This window comes from Fundidesulfovibrio terrae, assembly GCF_022808915.1.
In the GTDB taxonomy this organism is placed as follows: Bacteria; Desulfobacterota; Desulfovibrionia; order Desulfovibrionales; family Desulfovibrionaceae; genus Fundidesulfovibrio; species Fundidesulfovibrio terrae.
In genome coordinates this window covers 831844-851386 of the sequence record NZ_JAKZFS010000001.1, presented here as the reverse complement: position 1 = coordinate 851386, position 19543 = coordinate 831844, and the positions used below count along the sequence as shown (strand labels likewise).

Genomic DNA, 19543 nt, shown 5'->3' with positions numbered 1-19543 from the left:
CGGCGCGCCCCTATTTCAGGGCCTCCATGAAGAGGGAGTCGGGCTTGCGCACCGCCCCGTCTGGTTCCACGTCCAGCAGATAACCGGTGAAACCGGGAATAGCCGACTCATGCGCGTCCCGCACGGCGATCTCCCTGAAACCGGTCTGACCGAGCAACACGCCGAGGGAATACCGGTCGTACATCCACTGGTGCACTTCCCCGGAAAGCCGGAATTGTCCGACGCGCAGAGGGTCCGTCACGGGGGCCGATCTGGGCCGGGGTTCGGCGGACCTCAGGGCCGCGACGCAGTTCCTCGCTTCGGAACCAACCCGTTCGAAAACGAACTCTTCCGCCGGCATGGGGTTTTTCTCCCAGTAGGCGAGCATTTCTCCGCCGGGCGCGTTGCGCACCATTTGATCGAACAACTCCAGGACGATCCACTCGTACCGCGCCATTGCCGCTTGGTTCCCGGCCACGGCTCCCTCGAGCAATTCGAGGTAGGTCCTGGCGATGCGCTCCAGGTCGGGCACGGCGACGCGAATCACTCCGTCCGGCCTGAGAACCCTGCGGCACTCGGCGAGAAATCCTGGAACGGCCGCCCTGGGCAGATGCTCCAGCACGTGCGAATGATAAACGGCGTCGAACGTCCCGTCCGGGAAGGGAAGCGGCTCCTTGAGATCATGGGCCAGCACTCCCGGCGAATGCGAAGAGAAATCCACGTTCACCCAGTCAGGATGGTGGCGCGCGCCGCAACCCAGGTTGAGAAGCTTCATGGTGGGCCTGCCGTTTCCCGTCGTCTTCCCTGCGGCCACTCTTCACCGGCCCGTGGGGTTGGGGTTGAGGATGCAGTCCGCGCAGACGGCCGGCGTGGCGGTCACGAGCTCATGAAGCCAATCCTGCACCGATCTGGAAGCCCAAACCTCGTCGAAGGAACGCCCGGCCAGGCTTGCCCTGCCGAGCACATCCGGTTCGTGCACCAGGCAGCACGGGCTGAGATAGCCAGCCGACGTGATGAAGGGATAGGTGAAGGGACGCCTGCAGTACACCTTCCCCGCCCCGAACCGGCTCGCTTCGCCGTTTTTGCGGGCATAGGCGAGCCCGGCGTCGCAGACGTCGAGGTTCGGGTAGAGCTCCTTGAAGCCGGACTTCATGGCCTCGTAAACCTGCATGGCTTCCTCGTTCAGGGCGTACTGGTTCGGCGTGTTGTCATCCACCTCCGGGCGGTAATTGGCCAGCGGCTGTATGGACACGGTCACGGGACCCAGGGCGTTGAGCTCGAGCAGGGTGGCGGGCAGGTCCGCGAGATTCTTCATGCTCAGTACGATGGATACGTTGGGGCGCGTCCTGCGGGAGACGGCGGCGAGGAGGGTCCGAAGTCTGGCCACGTCGGTTCCGGCCCTGCAGCTTTTGGCGATGTCCGGATCGAAGGAGTCCACGGAAATCACGAACCCGCTCAACCCCGATTCGAGCAGATCGAGGTAATACTGGACGGGACGGGCCAACCCGTTCGTATAGAACGTGATCGCGCCGAATTTTCCGAGCCCCTTGGCGCACGCGAGGAGTTCGAGGAACTCAGGGTGCAGCGTCGGTTCGCCAACGCCCTGGACGATCAGGGTCGACGCGGGCGGGCATTTGCGGACAATGCTCTCGAACAGTGCCACGGGCATATGGAGGTTTTCCCATGTGCCGTTGGCCGAATGGAGCGTGCGCGAGCATTCAGGGCAACGCAGATTGCAATGCGTCGTGACCTCGATCTGCAGGCAATCCAACGGACTTTGATATGGGTAATCAGCCTGCATACTGCCTCGATTCCGTCACCTCGCACCAGACCCCAGTGTCGTCGATGACGTGGAGGTCAAACCGTATGCCCCTGTCGCGTTCGAATTCATGAACCGCCTTGCTGCATCCTTCCCAATAACCGTAGTCGTCGATCTGGATGAGCGCGCCCGGAGCGTAGCGTCCTTCGAGATTCACCAGCACAGTCATGGTGGAGTCGTACCAGTCTCCATCCAGATGCAGAAACGCCACCGGGTTCAACTGCGCGCGCAGGACCGGAAGGGTGTCCTGGAACAAACCCTTAACGGTTTTGACGATGTCTGAAACTCCAAGCTTTTCGAAAACTCCCCGGACGGCCGACTCGGGTGCGGCGCACGTCCCGGCCCCCCAGCCGGTGGCCTCTGCCTGCGTTCCCTGATGCATGTCCATTTCGCCGGAGTCGGGCATTCCCTCGAACGTGTCGAGGGAGTACAACGTTCTGTCGCGCTTGCTGTGACGGGCGACAACCATCGCCAAAAGCGCGCTGGAGCCGCCCCCGGCCACGCCGCATTCGACGAAGTCACCCGGAACGTCCCTCTCGCAGACAGTCCTGGCCAGCGTGTAGAGCGACCTGAGCCGCGCCTCCCCGAGCATCGTGTAATCGCGGACCAGAGCTATCAGTTCATCGCATTCGTCCACGCCTCCGGCGGCAGGCGGCCGCCCTTGCAGCATTCCCTCCAACAATCGCGCGGCCTCGCCGTTGTCGGGGAAATGGCGCAACTCCTCCTTGAGGCTCTGCTCGGCTTCGGGCATCCGGCCCATGCGGCTGAAGGCCTTGGCCCGCAACAAATCCAGGTTCCTCACGGACAGGCGGAAGGATTTGGCCGCGACACCGAGCGAAAAGGCTTTCGGCGCGTCCTCGCGGTCCAGAGCGTCCCGCATCTCATCCAGGATGCCGCTGACGATCCGAGCCGCGTGCTCGTGGGCGGAGCCGGTTATGCCCTGCCGCTTTTCTCGGAACAGGGCCTTCCGTTGCGCATCGAAGGTCTGCAGGTCCATGTCCGTCTACTCCCCTTGATCACAGGACATGCCGCGCCCCGGCGGCGTGAGAAAAAAAGCAAAACCCATTTTAGCCCCGCGCGTCTGGGCGCGCATCAAAGCGGGCGCCGCAATTGGATCATTCCGTCCCGCCCGACCATGTCCAGATCCGGCGACACGACTTCCCACCCCGCCTTCCCGGCCAGGCGGACCATGGTGTCCTGGTCGTTGCGCGGCCACCATATCTTGTCGTCGGGCAGGTTCTTGAACTCCAAGGGCACCCCGCTCCTCTCCCAGCCGAAGCTGCCGAGCTTTTTCCAGTCGCCGTACTGGAGCACCGCGATTCCCCCCGGCTTGAGCCTGGACAGGCTGTTGGCTAGTATCACCTTGATCAGGGAAACGTTGCAGTGGCACAGCACGCCGAAGGACCAGAAGAAATCAAAATAGCCTTCCGGCACCTCGCAAAATGAATTGTCGCCGACAACATGGCAGACGAGCCTGCCCGCATACTTTTCAGGATGAAGCCATTGGCTCACGTCCTGGAAGTCCAGCACATGCACTTCCCCTTGCGGCAGAAACTCGAGCAGGGCGCGGGTCCAGGACCCCTTGCCGGGTCCGAGTTCCAGAGCCCTGGAGTCCGGCCGCAGGAAAGGGGCCATGCCTTCCATGGCCACACGGCGGTAGGACCCGCCGATGATTTTCTCCTCCTGCGCCCGGACGTCATCGGGTTCGTGGGCGAGCACGTCGCCGGACTCGTAGCCGTAATGGAATTCCTGCTTCAACCATTCAATCGTCGGCATGATCCCCTCGCATTGACTCTCTGAATTCTTGTCCGCCCGCGTACTTCGAACAGGGCCGCAACGCCCCCGCACGCGAGCGTCTTCGCGACGCGAACGGCACGCGCGAAGAGGATAACGGACATCTTAAAGGCACTGCCCCCCGCCGGTGAGGACAGGGTCGTATTTTCGCAACGCGCTGTTCTTGCGCAGCATCGACACGTATTCCTCCCGGGAGGGAAGAGCGAGCCGCTGCCTGTCCAGAATGATGCGCTCCATGTCTTCGGGGGCACTGGCGCTTTCCCATTCTTTCGTCGCAGGATTGTACAGCTTCAGAATCCGAGCCGGAACGCCTCCCACGATGCTGAAAGGCGCAACGTCAGCCAGGACGACAGCTCCTGCCGCGACGATGGCCCCCCGGCCCACGGTGAGGTTTCCGGTAATGACCGTCCCTATTCCCAGCCAGCAGTTTTCCTCCACCGTGACGCTACGCCCTGTGCTGACGCCCTGTTCGACGTATGGCCTGGTTATGTCCGCGTACACATGATCCGCGTCGGCAATGTACACACCAGGGGCGAGAAGACAATAATCGCCCAGCTCGAGCCTCCCGGCCGTGTTGAAGACCGCCCGGCGCCCGATGTAACAGTTGCGCCCGACAATCATCCTGACCTCTTCGTCACGGACGCAGACATTGAGCCAGCTGTCATCGGCCACAGTCGTCCCTTCGCCGATAACGATGTTTTTCATTCCGACGAGCTGAACGTTGTGACCGAACGAGACTCCGGAATAATAATTCGAGAGATCTTCCACCGGCTTCAGACCATTCGCCATTTTCTTCTACCTTGCAAAGCGTACATGCCCAGGAACAATCATTCTTTATATTTCAGATTCATATATTGCTTCAAGGACCCCCATGCCTCGGTGTTCACCTCGATCGCATCCGGGAGTTCTCCTATCATCCGGTCGACCACTGCGGAGTCGAAAATGGCGTCCTCGACAACGCAATGTCTCCCGCTGCCGTCGAACCCGACATTGCTGACCAGCGACCATGACGGATACAGCGTCAATCCGCCACGCATAAACACCCCCAAATACCAGCCGATGGCCCAGGAATCTATCTCACCTCGCAATTGCCGTTCGATGAAACGGTAATACAGCGGATACGTGCCATCCAGATTGAACCGCCATATCAGCTCTTCATCCTGCTTGAGCATGCGGTAGCCGGCAAGCTCGCGGTCGCGGTATTGCCAGCGGTCCTTCCAGGTGGCCCAACCCCAGGAACAGGTCAACGGCAGAAAGTACGCCTCGGTCTTTTCGGGTGGGGGCGCGGGGTGGCGGTAGCCAGAAATCTGCATGACGCGTTTTTCGTCGCGGTATCTTCGCAGCCCCAGATTCATGAAATTCAGAAAGGACGGAGCCACGACCAGATCATCCTCCACCACCACGACTCCGTCATGGACGGCGAGAATCTCGTCGACCCCGCGAGTGATCGATCCCGCGAGCCCGAGATTGGTGTCGCGCAGCACGACATGCGTCCGCCGGAACCACGGGCGGCTCTGCACCACGGCCCGGGTCGCGGATACCGCGTCAAGATCCGCATCCGTCTTGGGCCCGTCGCAATAAATGAACAATTCTCCGCTGACCGCCTCCGGGTTAGCCGCGAGAGCAGACAATGCACGCAACGCATGCTCAGGCCGGTTGTACGCGAAGAACGCTGTGGGGTATTGCGGATTGGCCACGGATCACGACCTCCCGTAGGCGTTCTGCAGCCAGGACTCGAAGACGACGGCCCGGAACAGGAATTCGTCCGAGTGTCCCGAACTCCATGCCTGCATGAGTTTCTCGCGCTGCAAGATGTTGCCGGCCAGCCAACCCGACTCGAGCAGGCCACCCGCGGATGAGATGAGGCGCTGCTTAAGCCAGGCAGGGGGCGTGAAGCCACGCTTGGGCCGGTCGATGAACTGCGCGGGAAGGACCTCGGCCAGCAAGCGTTTGAACAGGGGCTTTGTTTTTCCGGGGGCGAAGCGTTCTTCCACGGGCAGGCGGTGGACGTAATCCGCAAGACGGTTGTCGAGCAGGGGCACGCGCAGTTCTATGGAATGGGCCATGGAGAGCCGGTCGGCGAGGTGCAGGCAATTGAAAGGCAACCAGGTGGAAAGAAGCAGGTGGTACACCCGGTCGACCCCGGCCAGCCCCGGCAGCCCGAATCTGTCGGCGAGGCGGGCGTCCGCCCCCTGGAAACTGCCCAGGGCATCACGAAGGCCGAGGGATTCTATCATCTGCCGGGCCTGCGCATCCGCGGGATGGGCCAGGAACCCCGAGACGTCGTCCGAGGCGAAACGCGGTCCGTACCCCTTCGCGTCTATGGCGACGGAAAGATCGTTCCAAAAATCGTACCCGTAAAAAATCTCGTCCCCGCCGAGGCCGGAATGCAGGACCTTGATCCCGGATTGTCCCACGCGCTTGTAGATCAGCCATTGAGGAACGCTTGCGATATCCGCGACGGGTTCGTCGCAGAAGGCCATCATCTCATGAAAAGCAGGCACGGCCTCTTCCGGATCGAGGATGATGCGCTCCAACTCCAGACCCAGGCGTTTTGCGGTCTTCCCGGCTTCCAAGGATTCGTCGCAGTCCGAAACGCCCTCATACCCGGCGGTGACGACCTTCATGGGAAAGCCCAGGCGGCGGGCGTAGGTGGCGATGCCGGTGGAATCAAGGCCGCCGCTCAACATGATCGCCGAGGGCACTTCGCTCACCAGATGCTGCCGCAAAGCCTGGAAAAAGATCTCCCGGAAGGCCTCCATGTCGAAACGCCCAAGCGACGACTGGCCCGGTTCATAGGCCATCCGCCTGGATCGTTCGACCCGCAGGCCGGATTCATCGACCACCACGGAATGGGCGGGCGGCAGGCGTTTGATGCGGCGATCGACGGTATCCGCCGCGTTGACGGGGTAGCCGTAGCACAAGAATTCGAGAGCCTGGGCCGGATCGATGTCGGGGGTCAGGGACAAGGCCCGGGCCAGGGCGGAGAACTCGGAACACAAGGCCATCCCCCCGTTGCGCTCGGCGTAGTAGAGAGGCTTGATGCCGAACATGTCCCGCGCGGCGAAGACACGGCGGTTCACCCTGTCCAGAATGATGAACGCGAACATTCCGCACAGGTCATCGACGCATCGGTCGCCCTTCTCTTCGTACAGATGCAGAATTGTTTCGCAGTCCCCTTGCGTTGAAAACACGTGACCGCGCGCCTTGAGATCGCGTGAAAGCTCCACATGGTTGTATATCTCGCCGTTGCAGACCAGGACGAGAGACTTGTCCTCATTGAAGATCGGCTGGTCGCTGCCCGCGACATCAACGATGGCAAGGCGGGACATCCCCGCCCCGGCCCAAGCGTCGTTGCAGAATCCCTGGGAATCCGGACCACGGTGCCGGATATTGCCCACCAATTCCGCCAGCAGGCCCTCGCGGTCCTTGAAAGCGAAACCGGCGAAATCGACAACCGCCGCTATCCCGCACATGACGGAACCCCGGTGATAGAAGCGAACGGGCAGTTCGGGCCAGCCAGGACCGCTCCCATCGGAAGCCGAAACGAAACGCTCACGACGCGCCCCTCCCCCGCAGCTCGAACAGGCCCAACGCGGCCCACGGAGCGAGAAACCAATCGATCTTCCCGGCCTCTTCTTCCGAGCACTCAGCCCATGAGCCGTCTGGCGTCAAAGAGTGAAAGCGCGCATGCTCCACCTTAAGCGGGCTCAAGAGACGCCGGATGCGGGCGCCGCTCAAACCACGGATGACCGGCGGGACATCGCGGCTCCCCAGCGGTGCGGCGAGCCAAAAAACGCCTTCCGGCGCCAGGAGCCGGACCAACGCTGCCGCCATGTGCTCCTCACCCACCCCGTCCGGGCCGAAGAAAGCCTTGCGACCAGCGCTTCCCGGGGTCGCGAGGCAGCAGACGGCGTCAAAACTCCCTTCCAGGAACCCTGCCGCCCGGACATCACCGGCAACAGCCTCCACGCCTTCCGGGACAGACCCGGCAGGCGCGTCTCCCAGCAAAACCGACACCATGAACCCAAGCCCGCTGAGACACTCGGCCAACCGCATATCCGGACCGGCCAGGAGCAGCCGTCCGCGCCCCGGCCGCGCTGCAACCCGCCCGGCAAGCCATGTGCGCTCAAGATGCTGCACCTCGAAGCCCTCAGGCGCCTTGGCCGCCAACCAGCCGTAGAGGAGCGCGTCCTTCCAGCGATCGAACTCTTTGGCATGCGCGTTGGTCCTGTCCTTGATGGCACGCGGCGGCGCAGGCATGGCATCATTTGAAGGTCCATGCAGACCGTGCGGCGCCACTACGAGAAACGTCCCGTCGGGCTTGAGGTGCCGCACGCAGTTGGAAATGACGTCGGCAGCGGAGTGCCGCATGGCCTCCAGCGGGACGGCCACGGTGTCCGGCTTGCGGCGCTCGAAGATGTACTCCCAGAGGAAGTCGTTGCACGGGTCCATCGCAACGTGAACGAATCCTTCCGGGGAATTTTCGTCGGGAGACACGAACACCCGAAGCGGCTCACCCTCGGCGGCCATGTGGATCCGCGCCTTGTGGATGTCCGGCTTGAGCTCCAGGGCTCGCCTGAAATGACCCTGCGCCTCCAGGCGGCTCCCGCGGTCGAGAAGTATCTCGCCCATCTTGAAATGCGCCCAGGAGCTGAATCCCGGACAGCGCGAATCGAGTGCAATCACAGGCGCATACGCCTTGAGCGCCGCGTCGACGTCGCCACGTGAATGTTCGCCCAGTCCGATTGCGTATATTTCCTCGAAGGCGTGCTCGGCATCCTGCGGCAACGCCTCCAGAAGGCGCTCGAGTTCCTCCCCGCGGCCCATCGCGAGCAATGCGCGAAGCTTGTGCGACGGCAACAGATACGCCTCGACGTCACTGTAGTATTCCGGGGTCCAGATGCGCCCGGCGAGGGAACGAAGCTTCGCTCCCCAACGGCTTTCAAGGAGCGCCGTGTCGCTTTTCAGAAGCAGTTCGCCCGAGGCGCGCATCTCGTCATTGTGGAAAAAGTGAGTGATGCAGGCGCCGTGGCAGACTCTCACCTCGAAGCCCCGCTCCCAAACCTTGAGAGAGAGGTCGGGATCCCACCCAAACCGTTTGAACTCGGACGTGATGTAGCCGCACTCACGCAGGAGGGGGCTTCTGATCATGCCCATGTCCGCATACGGGACCGGTGGATATCCGAAATAATTGAGCACGAACCTTTCGCGATGCCTGGCCGAAGCGGACACGGGAAACGCTCCCAGCCCGGTGCCGGCGCCCTCGGAACTCCGCATGAAATCGAGCATGACGCGCATGGCGCCGCGAGAAATACTCACGTCGTCGTTGATCCAGGCGACAAATTCCCCGCGAGCGGCGCGGAATCCCTTGTCAAAGGCCTTGCAGCATCCCTCCAGGCGCTCCTCCAGCACGTGGACCACGTCAGGCTGGGCCTGAAGGTACTGGGTGGTGCCGTCCGAAGAGAGGCCATCCACCACCACGATCTCGTAAGGAATCCCGGCCAGTTCCCACCTGATCTCATCAATGACGGACCGCAGCAGTGCCAACCTGTCTCTCGTGGCGAAGACCACGGAAACCAGAGGGTGTTTTCCCGCTGCCCTCATACCTTGAGAAGCTCCTCGGGCAACTGGGGCAAATCCATGAACACCGTCTCCGTGGCACGGGGGGATTCACCCGCCGAGAATTCCCGGATCAGCCCGTGCTGTTTGAACCTCAGGAAGGCGAGGACTTTATCGACGCATTCCCGCACAGAGAACACGGAGGTCTCAAGCACGAGGTGCGGATCATCCGGCGCCTCGAAGTCGGCCGAAATACCTGTAAAATCTTTAATGACGCCTTCCCGCGCGAGACGGTAAAGACCTTTCGGATCGCGTTGTTCGCAGACCTCGACAGGACACTTCACGAATACCTCGATGAATCGCTCAGGTCCGATGATGTCGCAAATCATGGCCCTATCGGAAGACAACGGGGAAATGAACGAAGCTAGACACGCGACGCCTATATCGGCGCAAATCTTTACCGTTTCGGCCGAGCGGCGCAGGTTTTCCTTTCTATCCTCGGCGCTGAACCCCAAGTCCCTGGACAAACCGCGACGGATGATATCACCATCAAAGACATAACAGAGCCTTCCCGCGCGGGTTAGTTCCAATTCCAAGTTCCGGACTATGGTCGTTTTGCCCGCACCCGACAAGCCGACAAACCAGACCACCATGCCCTGGTTACCGACCAGCTGGGCTCGATCTGTCCGGGACACGTATCCTGTTGATTCATCAGCTCCAGCATTTGACATAAAACTCACCATTGCCCTTTTCAACGCGTTCAGTATGCAGCACCACACCAATACGTGCGGAAGTCGGCGTGAACATTATATTGATACGCAACGAATCCCAGCATTGTGATCAGCCAATACGACACGCCGGCTGACGCCAAGAACATCCATTCCCCTGACAAACATCGGACCGAGGTCAGCACTGTGCAACATATTGAAGTTAAAATCGAAAATTTTCAGGAAATGACGCAGCGGTGCCGAGCTGCTAGGAATCTTCTCCATGGTAAGAGCTACAATATTATTGTTCACCCTGTCGTATTCAATAAGTGAAGGAAAAATAGTATCTTCGCTTGAATAATATTTTATTTTTCTATTTGATAAATTGATTTTTGCATACACACTTTCACGCAGCACGGCAATATATACATCTGAATCACTGCACTTAAAATCTGACGCACCTGCAATTATCTGATGCTGATGCACATCGACAACATCAAAAGAATACTTATCGATTTCGTATATCAATCCGCACGCGTAATCAATAAAGAAAAGACTTTTTTCATTACCGTGCAACCGCGCCAGCGCCTGCGGATTATGGAACTTATTTTCATCAAAGAACACTCTTGCCTCATGCTTCCCGTCCTTGTGAAAAACATCAATCCCTGTCCGCTGCCCAGCCGCATCAGCATAAAACATGGTATACAGAAAATCTCGGCGCACATCGAACCATACGCCACAATAGGACGCCTCATTATAACTGATATCCTGCCATGCCCCGCTATCCAGGTCCTTTGAAAACAGCCCAGGCTTCATCGCCTTTGAATGAGCATACATAAAAAGCGTCGACACCCCATCCGATGTCAGTATTTGCGGAGAAACCGGCAATGCCTGCTCAGGAACCTCAACCATATGAATGTCTTTGCGCTTGCGCCCGGCACCACATTGATCCACATCAACGCGCGATCTCGCATCGCGGATCGCCCTGTTGCATATACCGACTTCCAGTTCAAGAAATTCATTCAGCAACGCACTGCATTGCACTCTTCTGGCTTCAACAATTGCATCGACCAGACAATTCTCGCCTCCCCGAAACTTACCCGCGGAAACCATTGCCCGAATATTATCGCAGACCCAAACTGATTCGGACAACACGCCAGCGACAGGTTCAAAATCCACAGAGGCCTGAAAACCGCCATCCTCCCCATGCGCAAGCGAAGGCAAATCAACACTTGCAGCTCCGCACAAGGCACTCTTGTGCCAGGCCACGAACCGCTCGAGGCCCGCGACATCCGTAATCGCCCTCGCATCAGGGCGCCCCTCTTCCTGTTGTCGGGAATCGGTCTCGTCTGCCGGCATGGCCGAAGCGTCGCCCGCACTTGGCGCGAAGCCTTCCCGGCGCGACAAGGCATCCGGGCTCGTGCCGCAACTGGCATTGCTCTCGGCCCAAAGAACGTCCAGGGGCGTACGGACCTTGATACGCTCATCCCCGCCCAGGGAGAGCATTCGCCAGGAACGTCCTAAATCTCCCAAGGCCTGAAGCCTTTCGACAGTCCCCCCGAAGACGGCGTCATCGAGAACCGCCAACTGTGGAAAATCCTGACGGTTGCACAGCAGCCTGCCGGATTCCGGCTCCATGGGACGCTTTGTCACCGGGTCGATCGCCCACAAATCGGACCCCGTGATATGCTCGATATAATCATGAGTCCCGTCGCTCGGCTGTTCCAAAAGAACTCCAAGAAATCCATCAACGAACGCCGGTTGGACAGGCAGGCGTGCGCTCCAGACGCCAGCTGGGACCTCCTGCTCTATGACGGCCCCCAATTCGTTGCCGACGAACGGCCAAATTCTCAGTATCCCGTGCCCGCCCCCCCCGCTCGAGCTCGAAACCGTGACGGCGCCGGACTCACGACGGATCATGAGCAGCGGACAGGCGTCACGGCCCAAAGCGCTCCGAGCCGCGTCAGCGTCGGTTGACGTCCCGGCCGGGAAAAGCCTGCGCGCCGACCAGGGAGACTCCCACAGCAAGACCTTTCGCCCCTCGCTCAAAGCCCGGAGCGGATCAAGCACGCGGCGCATGCCGGCCATTGCAGCCCGGGGATGGGAATCGACCACGTAGGCCGCCGTCTCCTGGCCCCAGACATCCGCCCCTCGCCAATCGAAATAGAACTTCGAGCTGACAACGCATTCGTCTTCGACGCAGAACCGGCGCAGAATGCTCGACGCCTCGGATTGAGGCTCGAGGAACACGTACATGTCGACCAGGGAAATCCGATGCACGTTGAACAACTGCAAAGGATGGTCGCGGACGTTTTCGAACGTCGCGAGGCCGTCTGACGCATCCGAGGCAAGCAAGGAAACGCATTCCTCGATCGTATCAGTGGACATGAAGGGGTTTCTGCAGTCCAGAACGACGACCCGTGAATCCAATTCGACCTGTTCATGCTTCAATAAATAGGAAAGCGCCCGCAATACCCCGTCATGATACGAAATATACTGTTCTTCGCCAGCAGGTTCGTACTCCACGGCTATCCCGGCAGACTCCAGGCGGGACTTCATTTCGCTGTCGGTCGTGAACACGCGAAGCGCGAAGCGTCGCACGGTGGCGAGCCTCTCAGCGAGATGCAACAGCAGCGGCTTTCCGCATACCTCAGTGAGCAATACGGACGCGTCGCTTTCCGATGAAGGGATAATGGGAAGAACAAGCAGCATGCACGACCCTCTACAATGACAAATCCCGACTAATTCAAGCTGAAGTCGAAAAGCCCCGCTTGTATCACCATCTCCGCATACCGGAAATCAGCAGGAGTATCTATGTCGATCAGCATCACCGGGTCTTCGACGTGATAAATGTACGCCCCTCTGGGAGACGACAACACGTTATATCCAGAAAAAATATTATATATCTTGAAGTATCGCATCCCATTGCGATCAATGCGCACGCTGTTCGCCGTCCCTCTAATTTTATCCTCTGAATAATATGTCTTATCCCCAGCGACATTCTTTGCCGTGAGAACATTCTTGTACCCATCACATAACCGTGAAACCATATGGTCAATGAACCTTGGCGTCCTGAACGGTGATGTCGGGAAACAAAAGACTACGCTATCCGGGACATATCCTGAATCACTCAATTTCGACAAAGTATATGCGAACGAGTCGTCAAGATTGCTGCAATCTCCGGCCAGTTCCTTCGGGCGCAGAAAAGGCACATCCGCGCCGTATGACCGCGACACTTCGGCAATCTCTTCATCTTCTGTCGACACAACAACCCGGGTTATCAGATTGCTCGCCAATGCCACTTTGATGCTATATGATATCAACGGCTCGCCGCAGAGAGGGAAAAGGTTCTTCCGGGGTACGCCTTTCGAGCCGCCTCGCGCCGGTATTATGGCGAGGACTTCCCGTCGCTTGGATTGGTTGTTCATGCCGCTTCCCCACGAAACAGTTATGACGTGACTTCACCGGTCGACACAGGTTGCCGGGGCTCGTGCACTTTTGCTGCCTATTTTTGCAAAAAATACGCCACTCTCTCACTCGCTTCCCGACACCGTCCAGCCGCCCAGCTTCTCTAAATACCGTGAAGCGGCCAAATGGTGAGGCGACTGCGCGGGCTCACTCAAGAATTCGCGCTTCGCCTCGCCCAAAAGGCCCATTTCGTAAAAAATCTGCCCCCGCTTGTGGTGAATCCCGTAAAATCCCGGAGCGAGCCTCGACAACTCGTCGAGTACCCCGGCGGACTCCTCGTAGAGACCCGCATAGCGAAGCACGTCCGAGAGGTTCAGGCGGTAGGAGTGCTCGGATGCATCCAGCGCCAAGGCTTGGCGGAAAGCCGTCGCTGCGGGGGGGTGAGCTCCGGCCTGGGCCAGCAACGCGCCAATCTTTTGCCACGTGGGCGAGGACAGGACACCGCTCTTACCGGCAAGAGCCAGCAGCGGCTCGACTCCGACGGCTGCGTCGCCTGCAATTCCCCCGGGAATGATTCCCAGCGTGGACTTCACGGCTTCCACGACCCCGGAACCGTCGCCTTGCCTCAGCAATTCCGCCGCCGCATCCAGCCGTACGCGCACGTAGAAATCCAGCTCATCCCCTCCCCCCGACGCCAGGCAGGACGACAACACGGAGGAGCAAGCCCGCTCATCCCCCAGAGAGGAGAGCACCATGGCCTTGCGGAAGAGGAGCGTGCCGTTTCCAGGGGACTCGGCCAAGGCGGCTTCCATCTGCGCGAGGGCGGCCTCGTCCTCGCCGCGAAGATGGAGGTCCAGGGCCGAGTGCATGGCCTGAAACGCCGCAGGCTCGGGCACCCTGTCCGCCAGCAACGCTCCGAGTACGTCCTCGCCGCTCCCGAGGCCCAGGGCCTTGTCTAATTGAGCCACGCGCGCGCGCTCGGAGAAGAAGGACATGAAGCGCCGGATGCCGCTCGTTCCGCCGATGCGTCCCGGAGCCAGGAATTCCAAGAAGGCCCGCTCGTAGGCCGCGAATCTGCCTGCCTCGAAAACCCGCCCCAACCCGTGGTCCGCCACGCGCCTGGCCATGAGGCCGTTGTCCGGGACGAGAGAGGGCTTGCCGTATTCCAAAGCCATGAACTGCAACCCCGAGGAACCGTAATGGCATACATAGGGAAGCGGGAGGAATGTCGTGCGCGCGTGGGCGAGCGTCATCCTGAGAAGCCCCTCCGGCACGAACCCCGTAAGGACGAAGGCCCGTCCCTCTGCCGTCAGCCGGGTGAGAATCGCGTCGATCTCGAGGTCCTCCCGGCACGGCAGGCGCTCGCCCAGGACGACGCAGCACGCCTGTGGGTGCTCGGCCACGAGGCGCAGCGTCCATACGGCGTTCTTGCGCGCGTCGAACTTGCCCAGGATGGGGATCACCGGGCCCGTGCCGCCGTCCAGGAACGAACGCAGACGCCGGGCCTCCTCGGGTTCGGCCTCGACCAGACCTCCGGAGGGCTCGGAGTACATGTCGGGAAGAAAAACCAGATATCGCTCCTCAGGATCGACAGCGGCCGCGTGGTACTCGTCGAGAGTGCAAATCGCGCTGAAGGGACGCCGCTCTTGGATGAGCGTATCGAGCCGGGCCGCGTAGGCGTCCTTGAACCCCAGGTAGTGGTCCCGGTGCCCGAAGGTCACCACCCCCACCGTGGGGGAGCGGAAGGCGAAATCCGGGTCGAGGATGCCCACCCCCTCGTGCAGGAAGTCATCGGCGTTGAGGAGGATGGTGGCGTCGGGAGCGAGCGAGCGCTGCGCCACCAGGATGTCCTCGGCCGCCCTCGCGAGAAGCTCGGGCTTGGCCCAGGCCGCTTCCCGTTGATCCATCGCGGAGCCCGGCGCCATCTCCAGGATGTCCACCTCCCGCGAGGAGGCGAAACGCCTGGCGTAGCCGGTGCCGGCAAGCCCACGGCCCATGAGGGTCACGTGAAATCCCCTGCTCAGGGCCCACTGGGTGATGTTCGCCGCATAAACCAGGAAGTGCCCGTAGTTGAACAGGTTATGGAGGAGCAGGTGCTTTCTGGCTCTCGGCCGGGATTGGTTCATGTGCCCATCCGGATTGCGCGCCTTGTGGAATCGCCCGCTCCACCGGCCCGGGAGGATGTCCCGGCGTGAAGCAGTGCGTAGCACTCACGCATTTCCCGCGAAGCTCCTGATCAGGTTCGCGACGTATTCGATCTGTTCGCGCGACAGTTCCGGGTACATGGGCAGGGACAGGATCTCCCCGGCCAGCCTTCCGGCCACCGGAAAGTCCTGCGGGGCGGCCCCCAGATGGGAATAGGCCGTCAAGCTCGGCAGGGCGATGGGGTAGTGCACCCCCGTGGCCACCCCGTGTTCGCTTAAGAAAGCCCGCAATCCGTCCCTGTTGCGCACGCGCACCACGTACAGATGGTAAACATGCCGCCTGCCCGGCAGAGCCACCGGACGGACGACGCCGGGAATCCCCGCCAGGAGTTCGTCATAGGCTCCGGCGTTGGTCCGTCGGGCCTGCGTCCACTGGTCCAGGTATTTGAGCTTCACGCCGAGCACGGCGCCATGCAACCCGTCCATGCGCGAGTTGACCCCCTCGAACTCGTGGTCGTATTTCCCCCGCCGCCCATGGTTGGCGAACATGCGGCACCGGCCGGCCAGCTCTTCGTCGTTGGTGACGATGGCCCCCGCGTCGCCGTAGGCCCCAAGGTTTTTCCCCGGGAAAAAACTGTAGCAGCATGCGTCGCCGAATTCGGCCAGGGGCTTCCCGCCAAAGGTTGCGGCATGGGCCTGGGCGCAGTCCTGCACGATCTTCAGGCCGAATTCGCCGGCAAAGCCCCTGACGGCGTCCATATCCATGGGCTGCCCATAGAGGTGCACCGGAAGGACGACCTTGGTCCGGGCGGTGACCTTGGCACGCGCATCGGCCAGGTCCATGTGGTATCCGGCCTCTTCGGCATCCACAAAAACCGGCCGTCCGCCGCACATGCTCACCGCCTCGGACGTGGCGACGAACGTGTTCGCGGGAACGAGCGCCTCGTCCCCCGGGCCGAAACCGAGGCTCTTGAGGGCAATGAACAGGGCGTCGGTCCCGTTGCCCACGCCGATGCAATGCTCCGCCCCGCATGATTTGGCGAAACACTTCTCGAACGCCGCGACATGGGGGCCCAGAATGAAGGTGCGCGTTTCGAGCACCTCGGTCACGGCGTCGGCGATTTCCTGCTTGATGCTTTCGTACTGCGCTTTCAGATCAACGAAGGGTATGGTCATGACTGTTCCATGCCGCCTTTAGGGTTGCGTCTTGAAGTACTCCGTTTCCAGGAAACGGACGCCCTCGTTGTCGGGCTTGCGGAATATCTTTCTCAGGCGGCCAGCCGGGTGGGCCTCGCCTTTTGCGGCCTGAAACGCTGCCTCGATTGCCGCTTTGTGCTCAAAAAGGCTCTCTTGGGTCATGGTATCGAGCAGGATATGGGCTTCATACGTGTCGAAATCCAGGAACTCCTTCTTTTCCGGGCTCTTAATCAGGCCAGCGCCCAGGCATTGTTCGTAAAATGGCGTTCCGGGGAACGGAGTGGCCACGTACACCGAGGCCAGGTCCAGCCGGGATCCCCGTCCTCCAAGGTATTGCGCGAGTTCGTCGAGCGATTCGTGGGTTTCGCCGGGCATGCCGATGACGAAGTTTCCCAGGGTCAGGAGCCCGAGATCCTTGCACCAGGTGATGACCCGGTCCACATGTTCCAGATTCAGGTTCTTGCGCATGACGGTGTTGCGCATATGTTCGCTGGCGTGCTCGATGGAAAGCGAAAGCCCGATGGCTCCAGAATCTTTCATGCATTCAAGCAGCTCGCGAGTGATCTGGTTCATGATCAAGCTGCTGGGGAAGGTCAGGCGCACATCGAGCTTACGGCGCACCACTTCACGGCAGATAGTCGCCAGGCGCTCCGGCACGACGTTGGCCGCGTCATCAAAGATGGACACCGTCTTGTAACCCAGGTCTGTGACAACATGTTCGATCTCGTCGGCCACATCCAGGGGGTCGCGTCCGCGCCACTTCTTTCCGGACATGCTGTGCACGCTACAAAACGAACAGTGCCCAGGGCAGCTGCGCGAGGTGATAACCGGCATGGCCACACCATCCGCATGGTAGGCCTCGTGGCGGAGAAGATCCCTGGCTGGCCAAGGTATGGCGTCAATATCATTCTGGAAAAGCGTCTTGGGATTGACGCATATCTGCCCGTTTTTACGGTAGGCCAAGCCGTCCACACCGATAAAATCCTGCCCTCCGGCTCTCATGCGCCGCAGAAGCTCCAGGAAAGACTGCTCCCCCTCACCCATGATGAGGAAATCAGCCAGGGTGTTTCGCAGCATGTATTCCGGCATGACAGTGGCGGCGGCCCCTCCCAGGACCACGGTCACTTCCGGAAAAGCCTCCTTTATGCGCGAGACCATTTCGCGGATGCGCGGGGTCTGGCTGGTGAAGCCGCCGATGCCCACAACGTCCGGAGAAAAGCGACGGATCCGCTCCAGGAGCTGTTCGTCGTCAAGCCCGTACGCCTGATGCGTTTCGCGGTAGGGCCTCACGGCGTCCGGTGCCTCCGCCACGGTGTCGAGTATTTCCACAACGTGTCCGTGGGGACGAAGCGTACCGGCCAGATAGCACAACCCGATGGGGGGACACATCCTGCTCTGCAGGACGAAGCCCTTGCGCACCAGGATGTTGGGCTTTACCAAAAAAATTTTTTGAATTTCCATGGCCTTAGGATCCATGCACCGTTTCCGAGGTGCCGCTAGGGTGCGGAGGGAGAGGCTTCCACGTAGATCAGGCTGGCCAGCTCCGGGAAGAGTTTGCCCAACTCAAACAGGGCGTCCACCATGTCCTGCGTCGGGTTGAGGGCTTCCATCTGCTCATCGCTGAAAGGTTTGAGGAAAAAGCAGAAACTCTCCCGGACCGTGTACCCGCAGCCCGTGAGTATGGCCGTCAGGGACTCCTTCGTGTAGCGCCCGGACTGCATGAACATGCGGTTGCGCTCCGAGACGCCGGAAATATCAGGGATGAGCCCCATCAGAACACCCATCCGGCGGTGCAACGAAAGCATGTTGGGCACGGTGAGATGAAGGCTGCCGCCCGGGACCAGCCACGACTTGAGACGCCTGAGGACCATCTCCGGGTCGGCAAGATGGTGCATGGTGTTGGCCAGAACCACCGCCTCGTAGGGGGAACCCGGGGTGAACTCCTCGAACATGCTGTTGTGCACCAGCACATCATCGCCGAAACGCTCCCTGGCTTGCCGGGAGAAGATCGAGGACCCCTCCACAATCTCCAGCTCACGGGCCGCGGAAAAGAGCAGGGGCGAGATCACCATGGTGGAGCAGCCCATCTCCAGGACGCGCTTGCCTGCCACGCGGGGAGCGATGATTGTTCCGGACTTGTGCACGTAATGCTGCCAGAATCCACACCGCTCGTACTGGAGGGCCTGGCTGTCCAGTTCCTCCATTCTGCTGCCGGGATCGCACGCCATGGTCAACGCCTCACCGCCCACATGGAGCCGTAGCGGATGTCGTACTTGCTCGGCAGGTAGGCGTGGTCCACATCGTACCCCCCACGGGCGAACATCTCCAAGAGTTCCTCTTTCTTGTGGTCGCCGAACTCGTGGAATTCCACGGCGAAGACCTTGACCCGGCGAAGCGTGTCCACATCGGCGGCCAACAGGATGTCGAACTCCCCTCCCTCGCAGTCGAGCTTGCACATGTCGATTTCCCGGGGCTCTGTGGGGAAGGCCTCGGCCAAGGACAGGCAGGGGATCTCGAAGGGGATCACCGTGTTGCTGGCGTAAACATTCACCCGTTCCAGATAGGGGCTGTGCCCGCCGCTGTGGGCCTGATTGCGGTAAAGAGTGATGCTGCCGGTTTTGGCGCCCACGGCCAAATTGCGTGCGTCCACGCAGGAGACGTCGTTCTCGCGCAGGTTGCGCTCGAAAATAGCGAAGTTGTCCGGCATGGGCTCATAGGCAATCACCACGGAACCGGGGGCTGCGTGGGTGGCGGCGTAGAGAGAAAAATACCCGTTGTGCGCACCGATATCCACGATGCAGGCCTCGCGGCCAGCCGGGAAATGCCGGGCGTAGACCCCGCCCTCCCATATCTCCTTGAGGATGGAGAGGTCGTGGGAGTCGGGGCGGTACAAGAGGGCCAGCTTGCCGATGTGATGAGTGCTCAGTTCCATG

At 60.6% G+C, this 19543-nt stretch carries 16 protein-coding genes; all 16 read right to left on the bottom strand.

Going from position 1 to position 19543, the window contains the following annotated elements:
* Window positions 1-10: 10 nt before the first annotated feature.
* Window positions 11-754, bottom strand: a complete 744-nt coding sequence (locus ML540_RS03925; RefSeq protein ID WP_243358657.1) for a class I SAM-dependent methyltransferase — start codon at window positions 752-754, stop codon at window positions 11-13.
* A 42-nt stretch (window positions 755-796) separates the two neighbouring features.
* Window positions 797-1780: a radical SAM protein gene (locus ML540_RS03920; RefSeq protein WP_243358656.1), complete on the bottom strand. Its 984-nt coding sequence runs from the start codon at window positions 1778-1780 to the stop codon at window positions 797-799.
* A complete protein-coding gene (locus tag ML540_RS03915) occupies window positions 1770-2795 on the bottom strand; it encodes a TylF/MycF/NovP-related O-methyltransferase (RefSeq protein WP_243358655.1) in 1026 nt (341 codons plus the stop codon). Before ML540_RS03915 ends, ML540_RS03920 begins: the two co-directional genes overlap by 11 nt.
* A 95-nt stretch (window positions 2796-2890) precedes the next feature.
* Complete coding sequence (locus ML540_RS03910; RefSeq protein ID WP_243358654.1) at window positions 2891-3574, bottom strand: methyltransferase domain-containing protein; 684 nt, start codon at window positions 3572-3574, stop codon at window positions 2891-2893.
* Between the two features lie 123 nt (window positions 3575-3697).
* Window positions 3698-4381: a DapH/DapD/GlmU-related protein gene (locus tag ML540_RS03905; protein ID WP_243358653.1), complete on the bottom strand. Its 684-nt coding sequence runs from the start codon at window positions 4379-4381 to the stop codon at window positions 3698-3700.
* A gap of 38 nt (window positions 4382-4419) precedes the next feature.
* Window positions 4420-5289, bottom strand: coding sequence for a glycosyltransferase (locus tag ML540_RS03900; RefSeq protein WP_243358651.1), 870 nt, complete (start codon window positions 5287-5289; stop codon window positions 4420-4422).
* A gap of 3 nt (window positions 5290-5292) precedes the next feature.
* Complete coding sequence (asnB, locus tag ML540_RS03895; RefSeq protein ID WP_243358650.1) at window positions 5293-7068, bottom strand: asparagine synthase (glutamine-hydrolyzing); 1776 nt, start codon at window positions 7066-7068, stop codon at window positions 5293-5295.
* 79 nt (window positions 7069-7147) lie between these two features.
* Window positions 7148-9199, bottom strand: coding sequence for a glycosyltransferase (locus ML540_RS03890; protein ID WP_279343224.1), 2052 nt, complete (start codon window positions 9197-9199; stop codon window positions 7148-7150).
* Window positions 9196-9885, bottom strand: coding sequence for an adenylyl-sulfate kinase (gene cysC / locus ML540_RS03885; protein WP_279343287.1), 690 nt, complete (start codon window positions 9883-9885; stop codon window positions 9196-9198). The genes ML540_RS03890 and cysC overlap by 4 nt, the downstream gene beginning before the upstream one ends.
* A gap of 75 nt (window positions 9886-9960) precedes the next feature.
* On the bottom strand, window positions 9961-12573 hold the full coding sequence (locus ML540_RS03880; protein ID WP_243358647.1) for a glycosyltransferase family protein: 2613 nt from the start codon (window positions 12571-12573) through the stop codon (window positions 9961-9963).
* Between the two features lie 29 nt (window positions 12574-12602).
* Window positions 12603-13289 (bottom strand): acylneuraminate cytidylyltransferase family protein, encoded by a 687-nt coding sequence (locus ML540_RS03875; RefSeq protein ID WP_243358646.1) that lies wholly within the window; start codon window positions 13287-13289, stop codon window positions 12603-12605.
* A gap of 105 nt (window positions 13290-13394) precedes the next feature.
* The gene (locus ML540_RS03870) at window positions 13395-15395 is read right to left on the bottom strand and encodes a hypothetical protein (RefSeq protein ID WP_243358645.1); all 2001 of its coding nucleotides are present in this window, start codon (window positions 15393-15395) and stop codon (window positions 13395-13397) included.
* Window positions 15396-15479: 84 nt separating this feature from the next.
* On the bottom strand, window positions 15480-16589 hold the full coding sequence (locus ML540_RS03865; RefSeq protein ID WP_243358642.1) for a DegT/DnrJ/EryC1/StrS family aminotransferase: 1110 nt from the start codon (window positions 16587-16589) through the stop codon (window positions 15480-15482).
* Between the two features lie 18 nt (window positions 16590-16607).
* Window positions 16608-18071, bottom strand: coding sequence for a B12-binding domain-containing radical SAM protein (locus ML540_RS03860; RefSeq protein ID WP_243358640.1), 1464 nt, complete (start codon window positions 18069-18071; stop codon window positions 16608-16610).
* A gap of 35 nt (window positions 18072-18106) precedes the next feature.
* Window positions 18107-18838 (bottom strand): class I SAM-dependent methyltransferase, encoded by a 732-nt coding sequence (locus ML540_RS03855; protein WP_243358639.1) that lies wholly within the window; start codon window positions 18836-18838, stop codon window positions 18107-18109.
* A 2-nt stretch (window positions 18839-18840) separates the two neighbouring features.
* Window positions 18841-19542 (bottom strand): FkbM family methyltransferase, encoded by a 702-nt coding sequence (locus ML540_RS03850; protein ID WP_243358637.1) that lies wholly within the window; start codon window positions 19540-19542, stop codon window positions 18841-18843.
* Window position 19543: the final 1 nt, after the last annotated feature.

Coding starts and splice junctions, on each gene's coding strand:
- asnB (WP_243358650.1), bottom strand. CDS start 7,068: ATGTGCGGGATAGCGGCGGTTGTCGATTTCGCCGGTTTCGCTTTCAAG.
- ML540_RS03880 (WP_243358647.1), bottom strand. CDS start 12,573: ATGCTGCTTGTTCTTCCCATTATCCCTTCATCGGAAAGCGACGCGTCC.
- cysC (WP_279343287.1), bottom strand. CDS start 9,885: ATGTCAAATGCTGGAGCTGATGAATCAACAGGATACGTGTCCCGGACA.
- ML540_RS03890 (WP_279343224.1), bottom strand. CDS start 9,199: ATGAGGGCAGCGGGAAAACACCCTCTGGTTTCCGTGGTCTTCGCCACG.
- ML540_RS03910 (WP_243358654.1), bottom strand. CDS start 3,574: ATGCCGACGATTGAATGGTTGAAGCAGGAATTCCATTACGGCTACGAG.
- ML540_RS03905 (WP_243358653.1), bottom strand. CDS start 4,381: ATGGCGAATGGTCTGAAGCCGGTGGAAGATCTCTCGAATTATTATTCC.
- ML540_RS03860 (WP_243358640.1), bottom strand. CDS start 18,071: ATGGAAATTCAAAAAATTTTTTTGGTAAAGCCCAACATCCTGGTGCGC.
- ML540_RS03925 (WP_243358657.1), bottom strand. CDS start 754: ATGAAGCTTCTCAACCTGGGTTGCGGCGCGCGCCACCATCCTGACTGG.
- ML540_RS03875 (WP_243358646.1), bottom strand. CDS start 13,289: ATGAACAACCAATCCAAGCGACGGGAAGTCCTCGCCATAATACCGGCG.
- ML540_RS03870 (WP_243358645.1), bottom strand. CDS start 15,395: ATGAACCAATCCCGGCCGAGAGCCAGAAAGCACCTGCTCCTCCATAAC.
- ML540_RS03855 (WP_243358639.1), bottom strand. CDS start 18,838: ATGGCGTGCGATCCCGGCAGCAGAATGGAGGAACTGGACAGCCAGGCC.
- ML540_RS03915 (WP_243358655.1), bottom strand. CDS start 2,795: ATGGACCTGCAGACCTTCGATGCGCAACGGAAGGCCCTGTTCCGAGAA.
- ML540_RS03920 (WP_243358656.1), bottom strand. CDS start 1,780: ATGCAGGCTGATTACCCATATCAAAGTCCGTTGGATTGCCTGCAGATC.
- ML540_RS03850 (WP_243358637.1), bottom strand. CDS start 19,542: ATGGAACTGAGCACTCATCACATCGGCAAGCTGGCCCTCTTGTACCGC.
- ML540_RS03865 (WP_243358642.1), bottom strand. CDS start 16,589: ATGACCATACCCTTCGTTGATCTGAAAGCGCAGTACGAAAGCATCAAG.